21 protein-coding genes are annotated in these 24,156 nt (G+C 47.6%); 13 read left to right on the top strand and 8 right to left on the bottom strand.

Annotation, left to right across the window (positions count from 1 at the left end):
• Positions 1 to 9: 9 nt before the first annotated feature.
• The 7 genes from BMZ54_RS24075 to BMZ54_RS24105 all read right to left on the bottom strand — a co-directional run bounded on the left by BMZ54_RS24075 (position 10) and on the right by BMZ54_RS24105 (position 8,402).
• Positions 10 to 1,188, bottom strand: coding sequence for an NRAMP family divalent metal transporter (locus BMZ54_RS24075; RefSeq protein WP_238386675.1), 1,179 nt, complete (start codon positions 1,186 to 1,188; stop codon positions 10 to 12).
• On the bottom strand, positions 1,185 to 1,925 hold the full coding sequence (locus BMZ54_RS24080) for a 5-oxoprolinase subunit PxpA (RefSeq protein WP_089918250.1): 741 nt from the start codon (positions 1,923 to 1,925) through the stop codon (positions 1,185 to 1,187). Before BMZ54_RS24080 ends, BMZ54_RS24075 begins: the two co-directional genes overlap by 4 nt.
• Positions 1,912 to 2,913 (bottom strand): 5-oxoprolinase subunit C family protein, encoded by a 1,002-nt coding sequence (locus tag BMZ54_RS24085; protein ID WP_089918252.1) that lies wholly within the window; start codon positions 2,911 to 2,913, stop codon positions 1,912 to 1,914. The genes BMZ54_RS24080 and BMZ54_RS24085 overlap by 14 nt, the downstream gene beginning before the upstream one ends.
• A gap of 18 nt (positions 2,914 to 2,931) precedes the next feature.
• Complete coding sequence (gene pxpB, locus BMZ54_RS24090; protein WP_089918254.1) at positions 2,932 to 3,645, bottom strand: 5-oxoprolinase subunit PxpB; 714 nt, start codon at positions 3,643 to 3,645, stop codon at positions 2,932 to 2,934.
• Positions 3,642 to 4,814 carry a PepSY-associated TM helix domain-containing protein gene (locus BMZ54_RS24095; RefSeq protein ID WP_089918256.1) on the bottom strand — a complete coding sequence of 391 codons (1,173 nt, stop codon included), beginning with the start codon at positions 4,812 to 4,814 and terminating at the stop codon, positions 3,642 to 3,644. The genes pxpB and BMZ54_RS24095 overlap by 4 nt, the downstream gene beginning before the upstream one ends.
• Positions 4,815 to 4,893: 79 nt before the next feature.
• On the bottom strand, positions 4,894 to 7,428 hold the full coding sequence (locus BMZ54_RS24100) for a TonB-dependent siderophore receptor (protein ID WP_089918258.1): 2,535 nt from the start codon (positions 7,426 to 7,428) through the stop codon (positions 4,894 to 4,896).
• A gap of 374 nt (positions 7,429 to 7,802) precedes the next feature.
• Positions 7,803 to 8,402: a TetR/AcrR family transcriptional regulator gene (locus BMZ54_RS24105; RefSeq protein ID WP_089918260.1), complete on the bottom strand. Its 600-nt coding sequence runs from the start codon at positions 8,400 to 8,402 to the stop codon at positions 7,803 to 7,805.
• A 243-nt stretch (positions 8,403 to 8,645) separates the two neighbouring features.
• On the opposite strand from BMZ54_RS24105, the gene BMZ54_RS24110 reads away from it, so the two are divergent.
• The 13 genes from BMZ54_RS24110 (at position 8,646) to BMZ54_RS24170 (ending at position 23,284) form a co-directional block, all read left to right on the top strand.
• Positions 8,646 to 9,245, top strand: a complete 600-nt coding sequence (locus BMZ54_RS24110; RefSeq protein ID WP_089918262.1) for a TetR/AcrR family transcriptional regulator — start codon at positions 8,646 to 8,648, stop codon at positions 9,243 to 9,245.
• Positions 9,246 to 9,283: 38 nt separating this feature from the next.
• Positions 9,284 to 9,856, top strand: a complete 573-nt coding sequence (locus BMZ54_RS24115) for a YceI family protein (protein ID WP_089918264.1) — start codon at positions 9,284 to 9,286, stop codon at positions 9,854 to 9,856.
• Positions 9,857 to 10,240: 384 nt separating this feature from the next.
• On the top strand, positions 10,241 to 11,431 hold the full coding sequence (gene spt, locus BMZ54_RS24120; RefSeq protein ID WP_089918266.1) for a serine palmitoyltransferase: 1,191 nt from the start codon (positions 10,241 to 10,243) through the stop codon (positions 11,429 to 11,431).
• On the top strand, positions 11,428 to 12,600 hold the full coding sequence (locus tag BMZ54_RS24125) for a hypothetical protein (protein WP_089918268.1): 1,173 nt from the start codon (positions 11,428 to 11,430) through the stop codon (positions 12,598 to 12,600). The genes spt and BMZ54_RS24125 overlap by 4 nt, the downstream gene beginning before the upstream one ends.
• Before the next feature lie 75 nt (positions 12,601 to 12,675).
• Positions 12,676 to 13,662 (top strand): NAD-dependent epimerase/dehydratase family protein, encoded by a 987-nt coding sequence (locus BMZ54_RS24130; protein ID WP_089918270.1) that lies wholly within the window; start codon positions 12,676 to 12,678, stop codon positions 13,660 to 13,662.
• A 119-nt stretch (positions 13,663 to 13,781) separates the two neighbouring features.
• Complete coding sequence (locus tag BMZ54_RS24135; RefSeq protein ID WP_089918272.1) at positions 13,782 to 15,107, top strand: inositol-3-phosphate synthase; 1,326 nt, start codon at positions 13,782 to 13,784, stop codon at positions 15,105 to 15,107.
• Positions 15,108 to 15,109: 2 nt separating this feature from the next.
• Positions 15,110 to 15,571 carry a phosphatidylglycerophosphatase A family protein gene (locus BMZ54_RS24140; RefSeq protein WP_089918274.1) on the top strand — a complete coding sequence of 154 codons (462 nt, stop codon included), beginning with the start codon at positions 15,110 to 15,112 and terminating at the stop codon, positions 15,569 to 15,571.
• Positions 15,572 to 15,576: 5 nt separating this feature from the next.
• Positions 15,577 to 15,948 (top strand): GtrA family protein, encoded by a 372-nt coding sequence (locus tag BMZ54_RS24145; RefSeq protein ID WP_162277657.1) that lies wholly within the window; start codon positions 15,577 to 15,579, stop codon positions 15,946 to 15,948.
• Positions 15,949 to 15,956: 8 nt separating this feature from the next.
• Positions 15,957 to 18,524, top strand: a complete 2,568-nt coding sequence (locus BMZ54_RS24150) for a DUF5686 and carboxypeptidase-like regulatory domain-containing protein (protein ID WP_202909341.1) — start codon at positions 15,957 to 15,959, stop codon at positions 18,522 to 18,524.
• An 80-nt stretch (positions 18,525 to 18,604) separates the two neighbouring features.
• Entirely contained in the window at positions 18,605 to 19,885 is a 1,281-nt protein-coding gene (locus tag BMZ54_RS24155; protein WP_089918279.1) for a DUF4833 domain-containing protein, read from the top strand.
• Between the two features lie 51 nt (positions 19,886 to 19,936).
• Positions 19,937 to 20,557, top strand: coding sequence for a sterol desaturase family protein (locus tag BMZ54_RS24160; RefSeq protein WP_089918281.1), 621 nt, complete (start codon positions 19,937 to 19,939; stop codon positions 20,555 to 20,557).
• 1 nt (position 20,558) lies between these two features.
• A complete protein-coding gene (locus BMZ54_RS24165; RefSeq protein WP_089918283.1) occupies positions 20,559 to 21,500 on the top strand; it encodes a phosphatase PAP2 family protein in 942 nt (313 codons plus the stop codon).
• A gap of 437 nt (positions 21,501 to 21,937) precedes the next feature.
• Positions 21,938 to 23,284: a glycoside hydrolase family 88/105 protein gene (locus BMZ54_RS24170; RefSeq protein WP_089918285.1), complete on the top strand. Its 1,347-nt coding sequence runs from the start codon at positions 21,938 to 21,940 to the stop codon at positions 23,282 to 23,284.
• Position 23,285: 1 nt separating this feature from the next.
• On the opposite strand, the gene BMZ54_RS24175 is transcribed toward BMZ54_RS24170, so the two are convergent.
• Positions 23,286 to 24,143, bottom strand: coding sequence for a DMT family transporter (locus BMZ54_RS24175; RefSeq protein WP_089918287.1), 858 nt, complete (start codon positions 24,141 to 24,143; stop codon positions 23,286 to 23,288).
• Positions 24,144 to 24,156: the final 13 nt, after the last annotated feature.

Raw genomic sequence — 24,156 nt, forward strand, 5'->3', positions numbered from 1 at the left:
AATTGTCAATTAAAACCCCAGCCATTTCCAGATAGTAACTCCACTCAGCCACCCCATCACCACTACCACCAGCCAACCCGCCGCCTGCATCCATACCGGATGGCGATAACCGTTCATTAAGCGTTTGCGGGTAGCGGCCAGCAATACCACGGCCAGGGCTACCGGCAATATCAGCCCGTTGAGCGCGCCAGCCATGATCAACAGTTTTACCGGCTGCCCTACCAGGATAAATACCAGCGTAGAGAATACAATGAAAAAGGAAATGAACCAGCGTTCATTTAAAGCAATAAAAGGATGGAATGTTTTTAAGAAGGAAACAGAGGTATAGGCAGCGCCCACCACAGAAGTAATAGCTGCGCTCCACATTACAATACCAAAAAAACGGTACCCCACCTCACCGGCTGCAAACCGGAAAACGGATGCCGGCGGGTTGCTGCTGTCCAGCAAAGCGCCTTGTGTTACAACACCTAAAGCAGCCAGGAATAACAAGGTGCGCATAACGCCCGTGATCACAATACCACTCACCGCGCTTTTATTCACATACCGTACATGCGAAGGACCGCTAATGCCCGCATCCAGCAGGCGGTGGGCGCCGGCAAAGCTGATGTAACCACCAACCGTACCACCCACCAGCGTAACAATAGTTTTAGTATCAATTACAGACGGCCATATGCTTTGCTGCAAAGCGGCGCCCAGGGGCGGATGGGAGCTTACCGCTACATACAATGTTAACAGTACCATTAAAATACCCAGCCACCGCGCAAAATGATCCAGGGCTTTGCCGGCTTCCTTTAACCAGAAAACAAACAGGGCTATGCCGCCGCTCAGCAGCGCGCCATAAGTAGTATCCAGGCCGCTTAATACCTGCATACCCATGCCGCAGCCGGCAATATTGCCAATGTTAAAAGCCAGCCCGCCCAATACGATCAGCGCAGCCAGGAAATAGCCCAGGCCGGGTAACAGCTCATTGGCCAGGTCCTGCGCACGTTTATCCGTTACCGTAAGTATGCGCCACATGTTTAATTGTGCGCCAATATCCAGCAGTACGGATATAAGGATTACAAAGCCAAAGGCCGCTGCCAGCTGCTGGGTGAATACGGTGGTTTGCGTTAAAAAGCCGGGGCCAATGGCGGAGGTAGCCATCAGGAAAGCGGCGCCCAGCAGGGCGGAAGATCGTTGTTTGCTCAAGGATGGCGGATGGTTAAGTGGTGATCATGTAAGGCAGCATGCACGGCACGGGCAAATGCAACAGCATGTGCGCCATCGCCATGAATGCAGATGGTATCTGCAGTCAGCGGTATCGTATGCCCGTTAACGGTAGTCACTTTTTGCTGGTTTACCATTTGCAGCACCTGTTGTATGGCCTGTTCCTCACTGTCTATAAGGGCGTTGGCCTGGCTGCGGGGTGTCAGGGAGCCATCATCCTGGTAGGTGCGGTCTGCAAATACTTCGCTGGCGGTTTTAAGTCCGGCCGCTTTTGCAGCCGTTATCAGCTGGCTGTTGCTTAACCCGAATAGGCAAAGTTTTTTATCTACATCATGTATGGCTCTGGCTATGATACGGGCCATGTTAGCGTCTTTGGCGGCCATATTATACAGGGCGCCATGTGGTTTTACATGTACCAGCGGCGCATGCAGGGACCGGCATATTACCTGCAGGGCATATACCTGGGTGGTAACCAGGTCATACAAAGCATTATCTGTTAAGTGCTGTTCTGTTCTGCCAAAGTTTTCCTTATCGGCAAAACCAGGATGTGCGCCAATAGCTACTTTATGCTGTACTGCCAGGGTAGCGGTATGCAGCATGGTATCCTTGTTGCCGGCATGGTAGCCGCAGGCAATATTAGCGCTGCTGATAAAGGGCATAATAGCGCTGTCAGTATCCAGCCCTTCACCCATGTCGCAGTTCAGATCAATGTAAGCCATAAAGAGAAAGCCATTCTTCTAACCGTAATTTACAGGCATTTTGCAGCAATTGCAAACGCTGGTCCTGCAGCACTAAAAGGTCTTCCGCTTCCTGTTGTGTAACCAGGCTAAAGTGCAGGTGCTGGTGCGGTTTCAGCTGTGCCAGGGATGGCTGGTCGGCAGTAATTACATGTGCTATACGCGGGTAGCCCCCGGTGGTTTGATGGTCGGCCATTAATATGATCAGCTGTCCGTTGGGTAACAATTGTATGGTACCCCTGGTAACACCGGCCGACAGTTGTTCTGTTTTTACCGCCGTTTTCAGGGAAGGCCCCTGCAGGCGAAAGCCCATCCGGTCACTTTGCGCAGCTATAGAAAAAGCCGTGCTGGTAAATTGTTCCTTTGCATGTGCATCCAGCAGGGTAAAACCGTTGCCATTGGTAATGCGTATATGATCGCCGGTAGTGTACAGGTCGCGCACGCCTATCATCCAGGGCAGCTCACGGGCCAGGTGCTGCTGTAATAGCTTGTTATACGGGGTAACCTGCCGCATAGGCAGCACATCATTTTTTTGCAGGCACCTGCCCTGGAAGCCGCCGGCGCCTGCTTTCAGATGGGTGCTGTAGCTTCCCAGCCAGGGCGTTAAGGCCAGGCCATGGCGTATAGCCATGTAGGTACAGGCACCGCTAACCGGTTTGGTAAAATGTAATACGGCCTGCCGGGTCATAAGCACAGGTTTATTAATAGGCACCGGCTGTTCGTTTACCATAGCGCCCAGGTCCGCACCGGACAAGGCTATCATGGCAAAATCTTCAAACAACAATGCCGCAGCAGGAAAGTGCATTTCTATCACCGCTTCATCAGGTGCATTGCCCACCAGGCTGTTAGCTACGTACATGGCTACACGGTCCATTACCCCGGTGGGGTTAATGCCCAGGTGCTGGTAACCGGTTCGTCCTGTATCCTGCACGGTATCCAGCAGGCCGGGTTGTAGTACGCGTATGCTCATAGCATTTATTTAAATGATTTATGCATGCTGTATGCTTAGCTGTTGAAACTCTTCCAGGGAAATGGGCACAAATTGTACCTGGTCGCCGGGCCTGCAATAACAGGGGTCGTCCAGCGCAGCATCAAACAGGCGTATGGGTGTTTGGCCGATAATATTCCACCCGCCGGGGGAAGCCAGCGGGTAAATACCTGTTTGCTCACCCGCAATGCCCACACTGCCGGCAGCTACCTGCAGGCGTGGTTGCTTTAAGCGGGGCGTGGCCAGGGTGTTATGCACTTTGCCCATATAAGGAAAGCCGGGTAAAAAGCCCAGCATATATACCGTGTAGGTGGCGGCTGTATGCAGGGTTATAATATCATTGGTGCTTATATTTTTTTGTTTAGCCATTTCCGTTATATCAGGCCCCAGCGAAGGGTGGTAACATACGGGTATTTGCAGGTGGCGGAGCGGAGGAGTGGTAACAGTGATGGTTTGCTGCAAAGTGGTGGTCAGCAGATCTTTGAGCCATGTAAAGGCCGGGCGTTTGGCTTCCTGTCTTACCTGTACAGCATCGTACAACACGGAAAGGGAAGCGTAAGCCGGTATCAGGTCTGTAACATATGGCAGCTGCAGGGATTGCAGGTGGTGGAATGCCTGCATTACCTGTGTATGCACAGGTAATGTGATCTCTTGTTCCCACTCAATTATCAATGCGCTATCGCCCAGCGGAGTTATGCTAAAGGTTGTGTTCATGATATCCCTGCCGGGGAAGATACGGAATCTTTCCGGAGCAGTGGAACATCGTCCGGCAGCTTGTTTTTGCCGGCTTTGGAAGGTTGCTTTTTCTTTTTACGGTTCAGCCATATGCATAAACCGGTTATAGGCAGGGAAGCCGCCACCAGTGCCGCTATCAGGGCAATGATCTTGGTAGGCCAGCCCAGCAGGCTGCCGGTATGAATGGGGTACACCAGCCTCCGGGCTTTCATGCCGCGGCTTTCCGTTTCGTAAGGGCGCACTTTTACCAGCTTGCCACTGCCTTTCTCAAAATAAGCAAAGCTGGTAATGTTGCTCACAGCAGCATCCGTATTCTGCCGGCTTACTGTGATGGCCTCATCTTTCTTTTCAGAAAAGCGGATCTTAATGGGGCCATGGTAGGCAAACAAACTATCGGTAGTAGCTAATACCTGGTCCAGGTAAGCAGTATGCATAACCTTTGCAGGCGTAACCTTAGGGGCGGTCATTTTTTTATAGGGCTTGCCATCAAAGGTGAGGAAAATGAGGTTATTCACCCATTCATAGCTCCAGGTAAGGCCCATCAGCGCAATGGTGAAAATAACAATGTGTACATAAAAGCCCAGTACGGCATGCAGGTCCCAGTTCAGGCGTTTCCAGGATGCGTCCCATTTCACCTGCATGCGTTGCCTGCGGGTATTACGTTTGGGCCACCACAATACCAGCCCGGTTAGCACCAGTATCAGGAAAATGGAGCAGGAAATGCCGGTGATCACTTTGCCCACGGCGCCCATACACAGATAGCGGTGCAGCTGCAGTACTACATAGAAAAAACGCCGTTGTTCCTTCACCGCTTCAACAATGGTACCGGTGTATTGGTTCACCGCTACATCCAGCACATCAGTTTTGCTTTTGCGCAGGGCAAAGATCATGCTGCGGCTGGCCTCCTGTTCTATATTAATATCATAGAGCTTATAACCGGGGTATTGCGCCTGTACGGTTTTAGCCAGCGCATCTACAGACAGAGGGCGGGCGCCGGCAGGAGCCGTTACGTAAAAGAAAGAAGGATGGAAAAGCGGGTCCAGCTCATCTTCAAAAACCAGTAAACTGCCTGTTAATGCCACTATCAGCACCACTAACCCGGAGGAAATACCCAGCCATAAATGTAACCAGCCTATTATTTTTTTCACGTGTTAATGATTTAAAATGCGCTAAATGCTTAACGCTGCCTGCATTTTGCGTTAAGCGTTTAGCATTCAGCATTCCGCCTTAAAAAGTATACGATACCGTAGCTTGCCAGTTACGGGGCGCACCCGGGAAAAGGCGAAGATAGTCATATCCGCCCACCCAGTAAACCTTATTGCCAATGTTATTCAGGTTAAACTGCACCTGCACTTTATTCACCTTATAGTACAAAGCCGCGTTCAGCAAAGCATAACCGGGAAGGTTCTGTGTTTTGCTGAGGCTCACATTCCTTTCTGTAACAAAGTTGGCGCCTGCGCCTATGCCAAAGCCTTTAGCAGGGCCGGCGGGAATGGTATACTTGGTCCACACATTACCCTGTTGTTTTGGGGCATTTGGCTTTTGCACGCCTACCAGGTCAGCATCCGTTTTGCCGGATGAGGTGATCTTGGCATCATTATAAGCATAGGTTACCACTACATCCCAGTTAGGCGCTATTTGCCCGGTTACATCCAGTTCCACGCCTTTAGCCTCTTCTTCACCTACCTGTATCATCAGGTCAGGATTGTTAGCATCAGAAGCATTGTACAAAGTACCTTTCTGGCGAATGCGGTATACCGCCAGGTTAGCCGTTAAACGGCCGCTGAGCCATTCTGTTTTTAAACCACCTTCTACCAGGTTGCTGGTAATAGGATCAAACGGGCCGCCGGTTAAACGGTTGGCCTGCACCGCAGGGTCCTGCGGGTTGTAACCTTCCGTATAAATACCATAGATATTAACGTTATGAGTAAGGGTATACACCACGCCTATACGCGGTAAAAAGGCATGCTGGCGCACATTTCTTACGCTATCGGTTTTATAGTTGGCTTTATCAGTATACAGCTCATAACGCACACCCAGTAATACCTGCACCGGTCCCAGCTTCACCTGGTCCTGTGCATAAAAGCCGCTTAACCCGCCAAAAACCGGCACGGTAGCGCTGTTGGCAGCCGTAGTGAAGATGTACTTCGTCATATCCTCCAGCTGGTTATTCCTTAAGATCAGGTCGTAGGAAGGGACGTTAGGTTTGGGAATATACCGCACAGAATCTGCGGTGCCTGCACTGTTGCGGATAGGTTTCCCATGTGTATCTGTTACTTTATAGTTGTAGAACACGTAATCATCTTTCTTCTTGGCATTATAAGCGCCGGCAGTACCGTCTTTTTTCAGGTAGCCGTTGGCTGTCTGCTGGGAAGATCCGGGAGGCAGCGTGCTTTGGGCATAGTCATAGCCCAGCAGCAGCTTGTGAGCCAGCTTGCCGGTATTCAGGTCATAGGTAAGGTAGGCCGATACGTTATCGCTGAACTGTTTTGACTGGCGGATGAATGCCTGCCTGGCCACCAGGTTGCCAATAGGCTTACCGGAAGAGTCTACAGCATAGGAATTGGCGCTCCGGTTCTCCACCAGGTCCTGTATATAACCCGTACGCAGATACGAAAGGTTAAATGCCAGCTTGTTGCTGAACTGGTGGGTCAGGGAGGTCATAACCGTAAAATTCTCCTCGTCCAGGTGATCATTCACCGCATTCAGGGCCAATGAGGTGGGCGTGGTGTACAGCGCTTTCTGGTCAGTGCCGTTAAATACAGACTGGCCGCGGTCTAAGCGGCTGTTGGATTTGTTATATACCGCATCAAAATTCAGCCTGGTGCGGGAAGTAGGCAGAAATGAGATGGAGGGCGCTATTACAATGTTCTTATCAAACTGCAGGTCGCGGAACGATTGTGCATTTTCATATCCCAGGTTTAAACGATACAGGATGGTCTTTTGATCGTTCAGCGGGCCTGTAAAATCGGCCAGTGCACGGGTAGTATTAAAGCTGCCGGTGGTAAAGCTCAGGGATTTGCGGGATTCTTCCAGCGGTTTTTTGGTAACACGGTTTACGGTACCACCGGGAGAGGCATTGCCAAACAGCGCGGAGGCAGGGCCTTTGATCACTTCTACACGCTCCAGGTAGTTTACCATGGGCTGTTTCCAAAAGCCGGTAAAGGTGCGCATACCATTTAAGAGCTGTGTGGTGCTGCCCCCGTTAATACGGAATCCGCGAACGGTCAGATCATCGTAGAAGGTGAACTGGTTCACGCCGCTGAAGTTTTTAACCACATCGCCTACCCGAACGGCAGACTGGTCCTGCATCAGTTCTTTTGTTACATAGGAAATAGCCTGCGGCACCTCCTTCAGGGGAGTCGCGGTTTTACTGCCTATGAAAGAGTTGGTGTTCTTATAACCCGCTTCTTTACGGCCGGTGATCTCTACGGTTTGCAGCTGCTCTGTAGAGGGCACCAGCACCAGGTCTACTACCCGGGTTTCGCCCTGGTTCAGGGTAAGGGTTTTCTGATCTGCGGCAAAACCGGTATGGGTAAAGCGGATGGTATATTTTCCCGCCGGCAGATCGCTGAAAAGGAATGCGCCGGTAGTATCGGTAGTGGTGCTATGCTGTTTATTGAGTAAAATAACGCTTACTTTTTGTACAGGGGTGTTGTTAAGATCCCTCACAACTCCTTTTATAGACGTTTGTGCTAAAACATTCAATGACAAGAGAATAAAAACTGCAGTCAGTAGCTGCCGGTTGGTCGAAATTGGCATGTGATAAAGTATACTTGTTTTCGCCGCAAAGGAACGCCCCCTGAATATTTGTTGGAACTCCAATCGGGAAAACTGTTTACGCAAAACGGAAAAATCGATGAATCTCAGGTTGGCGATCCCCCCAAACCCTAAATCCTTTAACAGGGCCATGTTCAGAAGGAGTAAAACAAATTATTACACAATAGAGCTGGATAAGTATACTGTTTTAATGCATTCCCGCGTTATGGCTAATGAACAGGCCATAAAAAAAGCCGGAACAGGATTATTCCGGCTTATTGCCTAAACCTACAACTGTTACACTGTAGTAACAGCAATTATATACGATGAAAAATTAGAATATTATCGTTTTCCGGTCGAGTAACGGGCAAATTTTTTTAGGACCTTCTGATACCATTCATCAGTATGGACACCAGGAAGTCCATCATTTCCCCGATCTCATCCAGCTTTTGATCCATTACCAGGGCCGTTTCTACACCCCGTTGTGCATTTACCAGTAAAAAGGCCAGCATTCCTATATCCTGCTGATCATAGTTTGGAAATTCGCCGGTAACAACCCCGTACTGCAAAATGCTTTTCAGAATTTCTATCTCCGTACAGTCGTAATTTCTGCGTATGCTCGTTTCCAGCTCATTACAGATCTTTAGCTCACTGGCCACCACCTGGTATAAAGTGGTCATCCGCTTAATCTCCCGCATCTTGCTGCGGGTAAAGGCTTCCAGCTTTTTAACCGCACTCTCTTCCCTGCTTACGGATTCCTGTATGTTGCGGAACATCATGTTCTTTTCCTTACGGATCACCGCATCAAATATCTCCTCCTTATTCTTATAATAGTAATACAGTGTACTCTTGCCTTTACCAACCGCTCTCGCAATATCTTCCATGGTAGTCTTCTGCAAGCCATAGTGCCGGAAAAGCTTCGCCGCTTCCTCCAGTATATCGGATTTGATCACTTCGTCTTTGGCCAGTGTTGTCATTGTAGGTTTAAAATCGTTCCACTCAAAACTACCTAGAAAAAACGATAAGTACCAAACTTTAACTGACTTTCGGACCAAAATACTTTAAAAGTCGAAAATAAAGATAAAGCAAAAATAATATTTGTTGAAACGAATTATTCCTCTTACTTTTGCTAACACCGTTAGGATTTCTAAAGGGCGATTAAAATGGAAGGATGGGCAATTATAAACCTCATCTCCCAGAATTCAACAATTTTATAGCACATGGGTATTGCAGAACGTAAACAAAGGCAGCGGGAGGAGATCCGGACCGGCATATTGGATGCCGCCTGGCACCTGGTGCACGAGGAAGGCTGGGCTGCGCTATCCATACGTAAAATTGCAGAAGCTATAGAATACAGCGTGCCGGTGGTGTACGACCATTTTGAAAATAAGGATGCGATCATCGCAGAATTTAATAAAAAAGGTTTTCAGCTATTGGAAAACCAGCTTCGTAACGCCAGGCAGCAGCATACGGATGCCGAACAGCAGCTGGAAGCTATTGGAAGGGCTTACTGGGATTTTGCCTTTCAGCATAAGCAATATTACCAGCTCATGTTCAGCCTGGGCATACCTACCTGTGAAAGTGCGCGCAAAATACCGGAAGTAGGAGAGTGTATGGATGTAATCCGGTGTACTATTGAGCATATCATAAAACAGAACGGGAACGGGGTTGCAGACCCTTTTTTAAAGTTCCAGGCCTTCCAGTCCATGATCCACGGGCTGGTATCCATTAACATCATTGGCCCGGCCAATAATGAGGAGCTGAACCGGCTGGTATTACAGGATCTTATATCCGGTTTCATTAAAGGATGTAAAGCATAGCCTTTATTCAATTATAAAAACAAAAAATAAAACACACAATGAAAAAGACCGCCCTGATCTTCGCAGTATGCACTATTTTTTCCCTGGCCAGTTTTGCACAAACCTGGACCCTGGATCCCGCTCACTCTAAATTAGGTTTCAGCATCACCCACATGATGATCTCTGATGTAGATGGCGCTTTTACCAATTTTGAAGCAAAGATCACTTCTTCCAAAGAAGATTTTTCCGATGCTGTAGTTGAGCTGACTGCAGACGCCAACAGCGTAAGCACTGACAACGAAAAACGCGATGCACACCTGAAAACAGAAGATTTCTTTGACGTAGCCAAATACAAGACCGTTACCTTCAAAAGCAAATCTGTACAGAAAGTAGGTGACAACAAGTACAAAGTAACCGGCGATCTGACCTTGCATGGCGTTACCAAGCCCGTTACCCTGGATGCTACCCTGCGCGGTACTACCGTAAATCCCATGAGCAAGAAAACAGTAGCAGGCTTTAAAGTAACCGGTACTATCAAACGTTCTGATTTCTCTTTCGGTACCAAATATCCGAATGCAATGCTGAGCGAAGAAGTGACCCTGACTGCCAATACTGAGTTTATAAAAGGATAATTTACCGGGCCGGACAGGCCCCAATAAAAAAATTACAACGAATTACACGAATTGGTAATTACAATTTGTGTAATTCGTTTTTAATTTGCGGTTAAATTCATTTTTGGGTATTATGTCCTAAGCTTTTTTCTATTCCAGGAATAATTAATATATATGTGCCCACTTTGAACAGAGTCAAAATAATTAAAAAAAATATTTAACCTATTGAAAATGAGCAATATCCCTATGGAAAAACAAACCTGGCCGCAAAATTTTTTGTTAAGAAATGTTTAAGAATTGTATTTTTGGACATTAAAAGTTTTTTAGTCGAACAAATCTAAAGGCTTTTAAGACAAGCAATAAGCAAATTACGCGTACGATTTTCACAGCTAAGCATATTAATTAATGTACAAGAGGCTACCTGTAAAAGAGGCAGTTATTGCCAAGGAAAAAGGTATATATCCGTATTTCAGGCCTATATCATCTGCTCAAGACACGGAGGTGATTATTGATGGGAAGAGGGTGCTAATGTTTGGCTCCAACTCGTACCTGGGGCTTACCAACGATCCAAGGATCAAGGAAGCATCCAAAAAAGCCATAGACACCTACGGCACCGGTTGCGCCGGTTCCAGGTTCCTCAATGGTACTTTGGATCTTCATATTGAGCTGGAGGACCGGTTGGCCCGTTATGTAGGGAAAGAGAAGGCAATTCTGTTCAGCACCGGATTTCAGGCTAACCTGGGCGCATTGTCCAGCTTAACCGGCCGTAACGACTATATCATCCTCGATGAGTATGATCATGCATCTATTATTGATGGCAGCCGCCTGTCCTACTCCAAGGTGATCAAGTACCGCCACAATAATATGGACGACCTGGAAGCCAAGCTGAAAGGTTTGCCCCCTGAGGTGAATAAGCTGATCGTAGTGGATGGTGTGTTCAGCATGGAGGGCGACCTGGCCCGCCTGCCGGAGATAGTAGCCCTGGCCGAGCAGTATAATACCGGTATAATGGTAGATGATGCGCATGGATTAGGTGTGGTAGGTGAAAAAGGCGCCGGTACCGCTTCTCACTTTGGCTTAACAGACAAGGTGGATGTGATCATGGGCACCTTCAGCAAATCCTTTGCTTCCCTGGGTGGTTTCCTGGCCAGCGATGCAGATACCATTGAATATTTGAAACACAGCGCCCGTTCCCTGATCTTCAGCGCCAGCATGACGCCGGCTGCAGTAGCCAGTACAATGGCCGCTTTAGATATTATAGAAACAGAACCTGAGCACATTGAAAAACTGTGGGCTAATACCAATTACGCCAAGGACCTGTTAATGGAAGAAGGTTTTGAGCTGGGACCCACCGCATCCCCTATTATTCCTGTATATGTAAGGGATCATGAAAAAACCTTTGCCATCGCAAAAATGCTGCAGGATAACGGGTTGTTCGTAAACCCCGTAGTACCGCCTGCCGTACCTGCTGATGCAACAATGCTGCGCTTCTCCCTCATGGCTACACATACTTTTGACCAGATCGAAGAAGCGGTGTATAAAATGAAGGAAGCTTTCGCAAAACTGGACATCATCACCTTAAAAGAAAAAATATGACGGAGGCAACGCCGGTGCAGCAGCGTAAACCGCTTACAACAGCACAAGGGGTAACCATACAACCCGTGCATACAGGTAAACAGTTGGCTCAATTCATAGACTTCCCGCACGATCTTTATAAGGACGATCCTTATTACGTGCCGGAACTGCATATAGCCCAGCGCGACCTGCTAACACCCGGTAAGCATCCTTTCCACAAACATTCCACCCTGCAGCTTTTCTTAGCCTGGAGGGATAATAAGATCGTGGGCCGGATAGCCGCCATCCTCAATAAAAATCATAACGAGTTCAATAAAGCAAACGACGGTTTCTTTGGTTTCTTTGACAGCATTAATGACGAAGGCGTAGCTGCCTCCTTATTCCAGGCCGCTGAGCAGTGGTTAAAGGAAAAAGGCACCCGCACTATGATAGGGCCGGTGAACTTTTCTACTAATGAGACCTGCGGGTTGCTGGTAGATGGGTTTGACAGCCCACCGGTAGCTATGATGACGTACAACAAACCTTATTACCTGGATCTGATAGACCGGCAGGGCCTGCAGAAAAAGGTAGACCTCTATGCATATAAGATTACGGAAGATGCGTTTAATGATAAGGCGCTGAAAATGATGAACCTCCTGAAACAACGTTTGTCTCAGCGGGGTGTCACCATCCGTAATATTAACATGAAAGATTTCAAAGCGGAGGCAGAACGCATCCGTGAAGTATATAATGCCGCCTGGGATAAGAACATGGGATTTGTACCCATGACACGGGAGGAATTTGACTATACTGCCAAAGATCTGAAATTGATCGCCGACCCGGATTTCATCCAGTTGGCAGAGCTGAATGGGAAACTGATCGGCATTTCCATTTGTGTTCCGGATATAAACCAGATCTTGATCAAAATTAAGCGGGGCCGTTTATTCCCCACCGGTTTGATCAAGCTGCTGACCGGCCGCAAAAAAATAAATTCTCTCCGTGTAATGGTGCTGGGTGTGCTGGAAGAGTACCGTAAAATGGGGATTGAAGCCTGCTTTTACGGCTCTATCATGGAAAAAGGCCTTGCAAAAGGTATGAAGTGGGCCGAAGCCAGCTGGGTGCTGGAAGGCAATGAGATGATGAACCGCGCCGTAGAGCACATCAACGGAAAGGTATATAAGACGTACCGGATATATGAAAAGGCGATTTGAGGCTTTAGGTTTGAAGTTTGAACGTAGATCGCATTGTCAAACTTTGAACATTAAACCTCAGATAAACAATAAAAGGTGACACAAAAAGTTCTTATTACAGGTGCCAGTGGATTTGTGGGATTTCATGTGATTGAAGCTGCGTTAAAAGCCGGACTGGAAGTACACGCAGCTGTTCGGGCCTCCAGCCAGGTAAAACATTTGGAAGGGCTGGCCGTACAATACGTTTCCCCGGATTTCAGGAGTGAAGAAGCCATAAGGAAATTGCTGGAAGAGCATCAGTATGATTATGTGATACATGGCGCCGGCATTACCAAAGCCTTTTCCGAAGAAGAGTACAATGCGGTGAATGCAGGTTATACACAAAACCTTGCATTGGCTATTAAAAATGCCAAAGCACCCATTAAACGGTTTGTGTTCATCAGCAGCCTGGCAGCCCTGGGGCCCATTGCATATGAAGCGCAGGCCCCTTTGCTGGAAGAAAGTGCACCGCAGCCGGTAACGGCCTATGGAAGAAGTAAACTGTTAGCAGAAAAATATTTACAGCAAATAGAGGGACTTCCCTTAATTACCTTACGTCCCACCGCTGTATATGGCCCCCGCGACAAAGACATATTCATTATGTTCAAAATGATCGCCCGCGGATGGGAACCATACATTGGCAGAAAGCAGCAACGCTTCAGCTTTCTGTACGCTAAAGACCTGGCAAAGGCCGCGATCAGTGCGCTTACATCACCTTGCCTGGGTACCTACAACTTGTCAGATGGAAATGTGTATGACCGTTATGCTTTGGCAGACATCACCAAAAAGCTGCTAAAGAAAAACACCCTTAAATTCCATGTTCCGTATGGAATAGTAGAGGTAATAGCGGGCATACTCGAAAAAATGCCTTCCGGAGGGAAAGCGCCGGCGCTCAACAAAGAAAAGCTGAATGAGCTAACCGCGCCCAACTGGAATTGCAGCATTGAAAAAGGCCGGAACAACCTGCCTTATACGCCGGAATATGACCTTGAAAAAGGGCTGGCTGAAACGCTGCAGTGGTATAAAGAAAATAAATGGTTATAGGTAACAGTTCTTTTATAAAACCACAAAACGAAAAATTGAGCTGAAACCGGTAGCAAACCTGCCGATGCCGTACTGGCATCAGGGGAAAGGTACCGTGCGACAGCTAAAACCAATTAAAGATGGCAAAGAAACAACAAGTTCAGGACGCAAAAGGCAAGCTGGGAATCCTCATCCCCGGCCTGGGCGCAGTAGCAACTACTGTAATAGCCGGCGTTGAAGCAGTTAAAAAAGGCCTTTCCCAACCCACCGGTTCCCTTACCCAAACAGGCAGCATACGCCTGGGTAAAAGAACGGAGAACAGAAGCCCCAAGATCAAAGATTTTGTACCCCTGGCAGACTTAAATGACATTGTGTTTGGCGGATGGGATGTGTATGAAGATAATGTGTATGAAGCCGCCCGTAAAGCAGGCGTACTGGACCCCTACCTGTTAAAAGCCATTCAGCCGGAGCTGGAAGCGCTGGTACCCATGACCGCCGCTTTTGATAAAAACTTTGTAAAGAACCTGGACGGTACCCACGTAAAGGAATACGATACCAAGTACAACCTGGCACTGGCCGTAATGGACGATATTAAGAATTTTAAGGCTCAGCATAATTGCGACCGTATTGTACTGGTATGGTGCGGCTCCACGGAAATTTTCCATGAAGCGGCCGATATTCATGACACTTTGGCAAAATTTGAGCAGGCCTTAAAGGACAATGACAGCCGCATTGCCCCCAGCATGATCTACGCTTATGCAGCGCTGAAACTGGGCGTACCCTTCTGTAATGGCGCGCCTAACCTTACCTGCGATATTCCGGCACTGGTACAGCTGGCTAAAGAAACCCATACCCCTATTGGCGGTAAAGATTTCAAAACCGGCCAAACTCTCATGAAAACCATTCTGGCACCCGGTTTGCACGCAAGGGCGCTGGGCGTTCAGGGCTGGTTTTCTACCAATATCCTGGGCAATCGCGACGGATGGGTGCTGGATGATCCGGATAACTTTAAAACAAAAGAAGTATCCAAACTAGGGGTGCTGGAAGATATTTTCCGTCCTGATCTAAACCCCGAGCTATACGGTGACCTGTATCACAAGATCCGTATCAACTATTATCCGCCCCGTGGCGATAATAAGGAAAGCTGGGATAACATTGACATTTTTGGGTGGATGGGCTACCCGATGCAGATAAAGATAAATTTCCTGTGCCGCGATTCAATATTGGCAGCACCCATCGTACTGGACCTCGCTTTATTCATTGACCTGGCTAAAAGAGCCGGTATGGAAGGGGTACAGGAATGGCTGTCATTCTACTTCAAATCACCGCAAACAGCGCCTGGTTTGAGACCGGAGCATGATATTTTCAAACAATTAATAAAACTGGAAAATACTTTACGTTATATGATGGGCGAGGACCTGATCACACACCTTGGCCTGGATTATTACGAAGAAGGCGAAGCTTAAAAATGAACAGGTTCCATCAATTGATCTCCACCAGCCTGGGAATAGGTTATGTTGGCAAAGGAGCAGGTACGCTGGCAGCAGTAGTAACCGCTATTTGCTGGTATACGCTCCAGGTTGGGGAGATCCCCAATATTGCAATGCAATGGGCGGTAACCGCTTTTATTACGGTATTGGGCGTATGGAGCGGTAATAAGGTGGAAGCTTTTTGGGGTAAGGACAATCAAAAGGTAGTAATAGATGAGGTAGCAGGCATGTGCATCAGCTTACTGATGGTGCCTTTAAGCATACCATATGTGGTAGCAGGATTGATCCTGTTCCGCATTTTTGATATTACCAAACCATTGTACATCAGGCGGGCAGAACGCCTGCCGGGCGGTTGGGGGGTAATGCTGGATGATGTGCTGGCCGGTATTTGTGCAAATGTGCTGTTACAAGTGGTGTATAGGGGGGCCAGATTATTCTGATGAGAATGGCAACCTTCCTGAAAGCGCAGGCATCATCTTTGGCAGCCACCGCTTTCGACTATTTGACCACAATCGTTTTGGTGGATTTTTTTGGCTGGTGGTACCTGGCAGGTAGTATTACAGGTACCATAGCCGGTGGTGTACTTAATTTTATGTTAGGCCGGCTTTGGGCGTTTAACGCTGCCGATGGGAAAGTAGAATGGCAATTTATTAAATACGCGCTGGTCTGGTCCGGCAACCTCCTGTTAAATGCAGCGGGAGTTTTCATGTTCACGCATTACATGGGTTTGGACTACCGGGTATCTAAAGTTATAACCGGTTTAATAGTTGGCATTGGATATAACTATGTATTGCAAAAGAAATTTGTTTTCAGATGAATAAGCTTATGAAGTATAGCTTGGAAAAATTTGGCCTTGCGCTGTTATTGTTGTTAACCATTTGTTCGGTGCGCTTATCCGCACAAAACACCACCATTAAAGGAACTATTACAGACGCAAAGCAAAAGGCACCGATGCCTTTTGTAAACGTATTTATTCCCGGTACCGCCATTGGAACATCCACAGACATGAATGGTAAGTTCACCCTGGAGTTCACCGGCCGGTATGACAGTATACATGTTGCCAGCCTGGGCTACAAAACCTTTAAGGTAAAGATCAATATTGGTACAGAACAAACCGTGAACGTACGGCTGGAAAGTACTTCCCGCATGCTGGGAGAGGTGATTGTTAAAGGTGCAAAAACTGCACGTTACCGCAATAAGGATAACCCGGCAGTAGAGCTCATCCGCCTGGTGCTGGACCACCGGGACAGCAACCGTATTGAAGGCCTTGATTATGCGCAGTATAACCAGTATGAGAAGCTGCAGTTTGCGCTCAGCAGCGCATCTGACAGGGAAAGGCCTAACCGGCTGCTGCGTAAATACAAGTTCATAATGGATAACCGGGACACCACAAAAGTGGAAGGTAAATCCCTGTTGCCCATTTACCTGGAAGAAAATATTGCCGACGTATATTACCGCCGTAACCCCGAGAAAAAGAAAACATTTGTACGTGGCGATAAAAAGGTAAGTTTTGACGAAAGTTATATTGATAACGCAGGTATGAGCCAGTACCTGAACCATATTTACCAGGACTTTGATATTTACGACAATAACCTGATGTTGTTCACCAACCAGTTCTTAAGTCCTATTTCCAACGCCGGCCCCACTTTTTATAAATACTTTATTACCGATACCCTTTATACGGAAGATAGTACCAAGCTCATTGAGCTGTCATTTGTGCCCCGTAACCAAACCGATCTGCTGCTGCAGGGCAAGTTGTTCATTACTGCCGATGGGCATTATGCTGTGCAGCGCGCCGATATGACGGGGAATAAGCATACCAACCTTAACTGGATCCGCAGTTTCCGCATTATGCAGGAGTTTGAGAAAATGCCCAATGGCCGCTACCGTACCAGCAAGCGTACGCTGATGGCAGATATGGGCATGTTTACCAGTGGTAAGGGCGGTATTTATGGCGAACGAACGGTATCGCTCCGGGATTTTGTGGCTAATAAGCCCATGCCGGATGATTTTTATAAGGGCAACCCCATTGTAAAAGCAGATAGCGCGGATAAAACAACCGACAGCTTTTGGGTGCACTACCGGCATGATACTCTTACCACAGCAGAATCAAAGGTTTACGCCAATATCGATAGCCTGCAGCACACCCGGTCCTTCCGCCGCACCATGGATATAGCTACCCTGCTGCTGGCCGGTTATAAGGGTTTTGGACCCATAGAAGTAGGCCCGGTAAATACTTTTTACAGCTTTAACCCGGTTGAAGGATTCCGCCTGCGTTTGGGCGGCCGTACCACGCCTAAGTTCAATAAGAGCATTTACCTGGAATCGTATGGTGCTTATGGTTTTAAGGATAAAAAGTGGAAATATTACTTTGGCGGCACTTACTCCTTCACACACCGTTCCATCTGGGAATTCCCGGTGCGCTCGCTTTCTGCCAACTACCAGCATGATATGCAGATCCCCGGTCAGCAGCTGCAGTTCATCCAGGAAGATAACTTCCTGTTGTCATTTAAACGCGGTAACAACGATAAATGGCTGTACAACGATATTTACAATGTTAATTACCTGCATGAGCTGGTGAACCATACGTCTTTTAAATTCGGGTTCAAGTACTGGGCGCAGTCACCGGCAGGTAGCCTGGCATACATAAAAGGGCAGCCGGTGGGCGGTTTCCCCGATAGTATACAGAGGGTAAAAACCAGTGAGTTTTCGCTGGAGTTCCGTTGGGCGCCGCATGAGCAGTTTTACCAGGGCAAACAGTTCCGGGTACCCATTCCCAATAAATACCCCATTTTTTTGCTGCGGGGTACTGCAGGCGTAAAGGGTGTTTTTGGCAGCCAGTATAACTACCAGAATGTTACGCTGAACATTTACAAAATGTTCTACCTGTCGCCCATAGGTTATAGCGAGGTGGTGTTTGAAGGTGGCTATACCTTTGGAAAGGTGCCCTTTCCGCTGCTCAGTATCCACCACGCCAACCAAACCTATGCTTACCAGCTGGAATCCTATAACTTAATGAACTTCCTGGAGTTTGTGAGCGATCATTATGTTAGCTTAAACATTGACCACCACTTTAACGGATTTATTTTCAATAAAATACCTTTGCTGAAAAGATTGAAGTTACGTGAGGTGGCGGCCGGTAAAATATTATATGGCGGCCTGCGGGATGAGAACCGTCCGGAGAACGACCCTACGCTGTTCAAATTCCCGGTGGATAAGAATGGCATACTTTCTACCTACACCCTGGGTAAAAAGCCTTATATAGAGGGGAGTGTGGGTATTGCAAACATATTCAGGCTGATCCGGGTAGACCTGGTTAAACGGTTTACTTACCTGGACCACCCGGATATTTCTTCCTGGGGGATAAGAACCCGGGTAAGATTGGATTTTTAAGCAGACATTTGCATAATTAAAATTAGATCAACTATATGCGATGTAGGGTGATCCGGCCTGAAAAATTTAAATATTAACGGATGAAAAAGAGCACATTCAGAGATAAGTTGCAGCAGGGCATTTATGTGGTCATTAATCCCGTGGTAAAGGGTTTAATAAAAATAGGCCTTACGCCCAATGCGGTCACTACCATAGGTTTGATATTGAATATTGGCGTAGCCATCATATTTATAGTGGGGGCAGAAAAAAGTAACCGTGGCGACCTGTCCTACGTGGGCTGGGCCGGCGCATTGATCCTTTTTGCGGGGTTGTTTGATATGCTGGACGGGCAGGTGGCCCGCCTGGGTAAAATGAGCTCCAAATTTGGCGCCCTGTACGATTCCGTGCTGGACCGCTATAGCGAGCTGGTGCTGTTCCTGGGTATTTGTTATTACCTGGTGGCGCACCACTATTTCCTCAGCTCCCTGTTTGCCTTTATTGCCCTGATCGGGTCTATGATGGTAAGCTACACCCGGGCGCGGGCAGAAGGGCTGGGTATTGAATGTAAAGGCGGCCTTATGCAGCGGCCGGAGCGGGTGGTGCTTATTGCCCTTTCAGCCTTAGGCTGTGGCATTGCCAGTCATTACATTGGCGGCGGATATAAATTATTTATACCGGGCATACCGTTTCATGTATTTGAAACCATGTCTATCTTTACAGTTCCGATCACCGTTTTGGCTATCATGAGCAACATTACGGCCATTAACCGCCTGCGGGAAGCCAAACGGTCGCTGGAAAAAGAACAGATCATGGAAGAACATAAAAGCAAAACGCCTGGTAAACAACTGATTGCCGTGATCGGTATTTTTATAATACTGCTTACCGGCATTGGCGCTCATGCTGGCGGGCCGGAACGGCCTAAGTTCCCGGTCCCTACCGGCATTCCCCACATGTTATACTACCTGCAGCGTACGCCCAATTCCAATACCGTGGTGTACGATCTGAACCTGAAATCGGATGGTACCCTGGATGAGGACGACCCGGTAAATGTTTACTGGCTGCGGTACACAGAAGGAGGAACAAAAAAGGGATTAAATTTTATTCAGCGTAAATTTGCATACGGTATTAAGGTAAAACGCCTGTCTGCAGAAAAGTACGAGATCAAATCCGTTGCCTATGACGGCCGTCCTATGTACCTGATGAAGTCTGACAAAGGCCAGTACCAGATGTACATGAAGATCAGTAATACCATGGCTTTGTTAAATAACATCTGGATCCAGATAGAAGGCGGTACCTTTTGGGTGCCTAATGTTGTATATGTGGAGCTGAATGGTACAGACCCTGCTACCGGCGCAGTAAAAACAGAACGTTTTAAACCATAGAAAAGACTGTTATCCGCTCACCACACGGGTAACACAAAATATATTAACGGGATGAAAAAGAATTATGTATCCAATTCCGAGGAATCCGTCCGCATGTTTAAGCAGGGATGGATGGAAGCCTTATCAAAAGTGCACTTTACGGTACCGCTGATCCTGTACGTACCGGTGATCCTGTATTGCATCTGGCGGGCCTTTGTCGTAGTAGGTATGGGCATACTGCCTTTCATTGGCTGTTTTGCTGCCGGGTTATTTTTATGGACCATTACGGAATATATTATGCACCGCTGGGTGTTTCACTTTATACCTAAATCCAAGTGGGGGCTGCGCCTTCATTTCATTTTTCATGGGGTGCATCATGACTATCCCAATGACAGGTTAAGGCTGGTGCTGCCGCCTTCCGTAAGCATTCCGCTGGCCATTGGTTTTTATTTCCTTTTTAGAGCGGTTGTAGGCGAAGCATACCTGTATGCGTTTTACCCGGGTTTTGTGTTAGGGTATCTTTGCTATGATATATCGCATTATGCTTTTCACCATCTGAATTTTAAAAATAAGCTCTGGATGAAGCTGAAAAAGCATCATATGCTGCACCACTATTCAGATCCAACCAAGGGTTACGGCGTAAGTTCGGCGCTGTGGGATAAGGTCCTTGGGTCGGATTTTATAAAGAAGTAAAATGGATTCATTTTCAACTGTCACACCTATTCCATTCTTTGATCGCAAAACAGTATTGATTACTACGCTGCTCAGCGTAGCATACCTGCTGCTGTCAACCTTACTGGTGGGCTTCAAGAGCGATCAGCTGGTGCTGGTAGGTTTGTTTAACGGGGCATTCTATATTTCGCGTCCTACGCGCAAGTTTATCATAGGTTTTTCCATCTTTATCATTTACTGGATCGTGTTTGACTATATGAAGGCTTTTCCCAACTATCAGTTTGGAACGGTGCATATAGAAAGCATTTACAATGCGGAAAAAAGTATTTTCGGCATTCATTCCGGCGGTACCGTGCTTACCCCCAGTGAATACTGGCTGGCACATTCCCATACCTTCCTGGATGTGCTGTGCGGTTTGTTTTACCTGTGCTGGATCCCACTACCACTGGCTTTTGCGGTATATTTATTTTATACCAACCGCATGCAGTTCTTCCACTTTGCGCTGATCTTCTTTCTTACTAATCTGCTGGGCTTTGTTGTATATTATACTTACCCTGCTGCTGCACCCTGGTACGTACAGCAATATGGGTATGTGCTGCATGTACACACCCCCGGTAACACCGCCGGCCTGGCCCGTTTTGATACTTTTTTCCAGGTGAATATTTTCCATAGCATTTACGCCAAAAGCTCTAATGTATTTGCGGCTATGCCTTCCTTACACTCGGCCTATCCGCTGATCGTATGGGTATTTTCCTGGAAGAGTAAAAGCATTTTCTTCCGTGTGCTGTCTACTATTGTAACGCTGGGCATCTGGTTTGCCGCAGTGTACACCAGCCACCATTATGTGCTGGATGTACTGGCCGGTATTATATGCGCCGTACTGGGCATTTTGTTATATCAGAAGGTATTATGCCGGCGCTATTTCTTCATTAGCTTCTTACAGTATTTGTACCGCCATACCTGATGGGCAGGTATCTCCACATAATTATAGAAAATGCAACACTGCTATTTGTGTTAACCATTGGCTATAGCATCCTGCCACTCCTTATGGATTGATATTGCTATAGTTACCGGCTATATGAAATAATACGGCAGTCCGGCATATCATTTGAAATATAATAACAAGACAGAACGCTACATCAGTGCAATTAGTGTTGAGGATGTTGAATTATGCAGCGGTTTGATCCCCTTCCATGCCGCATCCATTTGTGAATGTACAGGAAGAGAAGGAAACCCAAAACGGCATGACCAGGGATGGTGCTGAGTGTAGTAATGCAGAGATGCTGAACGCTTAACGGTAAAACTGTTAAGCGTTCAGTTTTTTTATGACCTACCGGGACAGTATAGGATACCCCTGAATGGGTATTTGGGTATATTTAAATACTTAGATACGTCCATGTTATGAAAGCTGCAAAACTTATTTCCCTGCTTTGTTTATTATTTGTTTCATCTGTTGTATATCCACAGTCCGGCGGTAACGATGTAACCACTCCTTTACATGCCCTGCAACCTGATTACGCAGTTCCTTACGGCGCTCCCGCAGCAGATCAGGTAAAGCAGGTGCTGTACCGCATTTATCATTATTTAGATACCGTTACACCAGCGCAGCTGGTGGATAAGGTTTCCGGGCGGCCGGTAAAAGACTTTGCTGCAGTGAATGAAAATACCACCTGGCAGCAGGGGGCTTTCCGCCTTACCAGCTATGAATGGGGTGTTACCTACTGCGGAATGTTACTGGCCGGGGAAGCCACCGGCGATACTACCTTTACCGCCTACACGAAAAAACGCCTCCACTTTATTGCGGATGCACAACCGGCTTTCAGCAAATTATACCGGCAACCCGGTAACAATGCCAACCCACTGCGGGCCGTGCTTTTCCCCCACGCCCTGGACGATGCCGGCGCTATGTGCGCTGCAGTGGTTAAAACGCTGCAAACCGGCGGCCAGGCTAATTTGCGGCCCCTGGCAGATCATTATATTGATTACATATCCCATAAAGAATTTCGCCTGCCGGATGGTACCCTGGCCCGCAACCGCCCGCAGAAAAATACACTCTGGCTGGATGACCTGTATATGAGCGTGCCGGCCCTGGCGCAAATGGGCAAGCTTACCGGAAAGCGTGCTTATTTTGATGATGCGGTAAAACAGGTGCTGCAATTTTCACAACGCATGTTCAATAAAGAAAAAGGATTGTATATGCATGGCTGGGTGCAGGACATGGATGTGCATCCACAATTTCACTGGGGCCGCGCCAATGGCTGGGCCTTCCTGGCTATGACAGAGCTGCTGGAAGTGCTGCCGGATACTCACCCGGGCAAACCCGCTGTGCTGGCGCAGTTCCGCGCACTGGCAAAAGGGCTGGCCAGCTATCAAACCGGTCAGGGTTTCTGGCATCAGCTGCTGGACCGTAATGATTCTTACCTGGAGACCTCTGCCACGGCTATTTATGCATACTGTTATGCACGCGGTATTAATAAAGGCTGGCTGAATGCCATGGCCTATGGCCCGGCAGCATTACTGGCCTGGAATGCAGTAGCTACCAAAGTAAATGATAAGGGGCAGGTAGAAGGTACCTGCGTGGGCACCGGTATGGCTTTTGACCCGGCATTTTATTATTACCGCCCGGTAAATGTATACGCCGCTCATGGTTATGGGCCGGTATTGCTGGCCGGCGCTGAAGTATTGAACCTGTTAAAACATTTTCCGTTTGTGATCAACGATAGTTCCCTGCAAATAGATCAAAAATAAATTACCCTATTGCCAGTAATACAATGCCTGCCAGTATTACCACGGCAGCTACTATACGTTTTTTTGCATCTGCTTCTTTCAGCAGATTGGTGCCAAAGAATACGCCTACCACAATGCTCAGTTCACGCGCCGGAGCCACATACGTAATGGGCGTGGTTTTTAGCGCTATCAGCACCAGTAGGTAGGAGAGGGGTTGAAAAACGGCTACCATTATTACCTGCTTCCAGTGCAGGCGGGCTTCTTCCGCCACCTCCTGCCGCCGTTTAAGCATTACCGGTATTAATAATAACAGCGGCAGCAGCATGGAGGCAAAGGTGATAAACAGGGCAGATACATGATAATCCACCACGGCTGCCTTATCCCATAGCGTGTACATGGCAATGAATAAGCCCGTGAGTAAACCATATTGTAAACCCGTAGCCACCCGCGTGTTCTTGGTTACTTTAAAACCCGTCATTACAATTACGCCTGCAATGATCAGGCAAATTCCGGTGATGGCCAGCAGGCCTGGCTTTTCATGGAATAGCAGCACTGCGCCTGTTACAGAAAACAGTGGCCCTGCACCCCGCGCTACGGGGTACACTACAGACAGGTCTGCTTTGCGGTAACCGGTTTGCAGCAGCACAAAATATAACAGGTGCAGGATAGCGCTTACCAGGGCAAAGATCAATACGGTCTGCGTCCAGGTGAACCGCACCGGCGAAGATTGTAACAAAAGAAAGGGTACGCATATGATACTGGCTGCCAGCGATACCAGCCAGAAAAAGGGCAGCTTACCGTTCACCTGTTTGGTGATCAGGTTCCAGGCAGCATGTAATACCGCTGCAATAATAACCAGTAATAATGCCTGAATGCTCATAGGTATAAGCTGC

It is taken from the genome of Chitinophaga rupis (assembly GCF_900109685.1).
Classification (GTDB): domain Bacteria; phylum Bacteroidota; class Bacteroidia; order Chitinophagales; family Chitinophagaceae; genus Chitinophaga; species Chitinophaga rupis.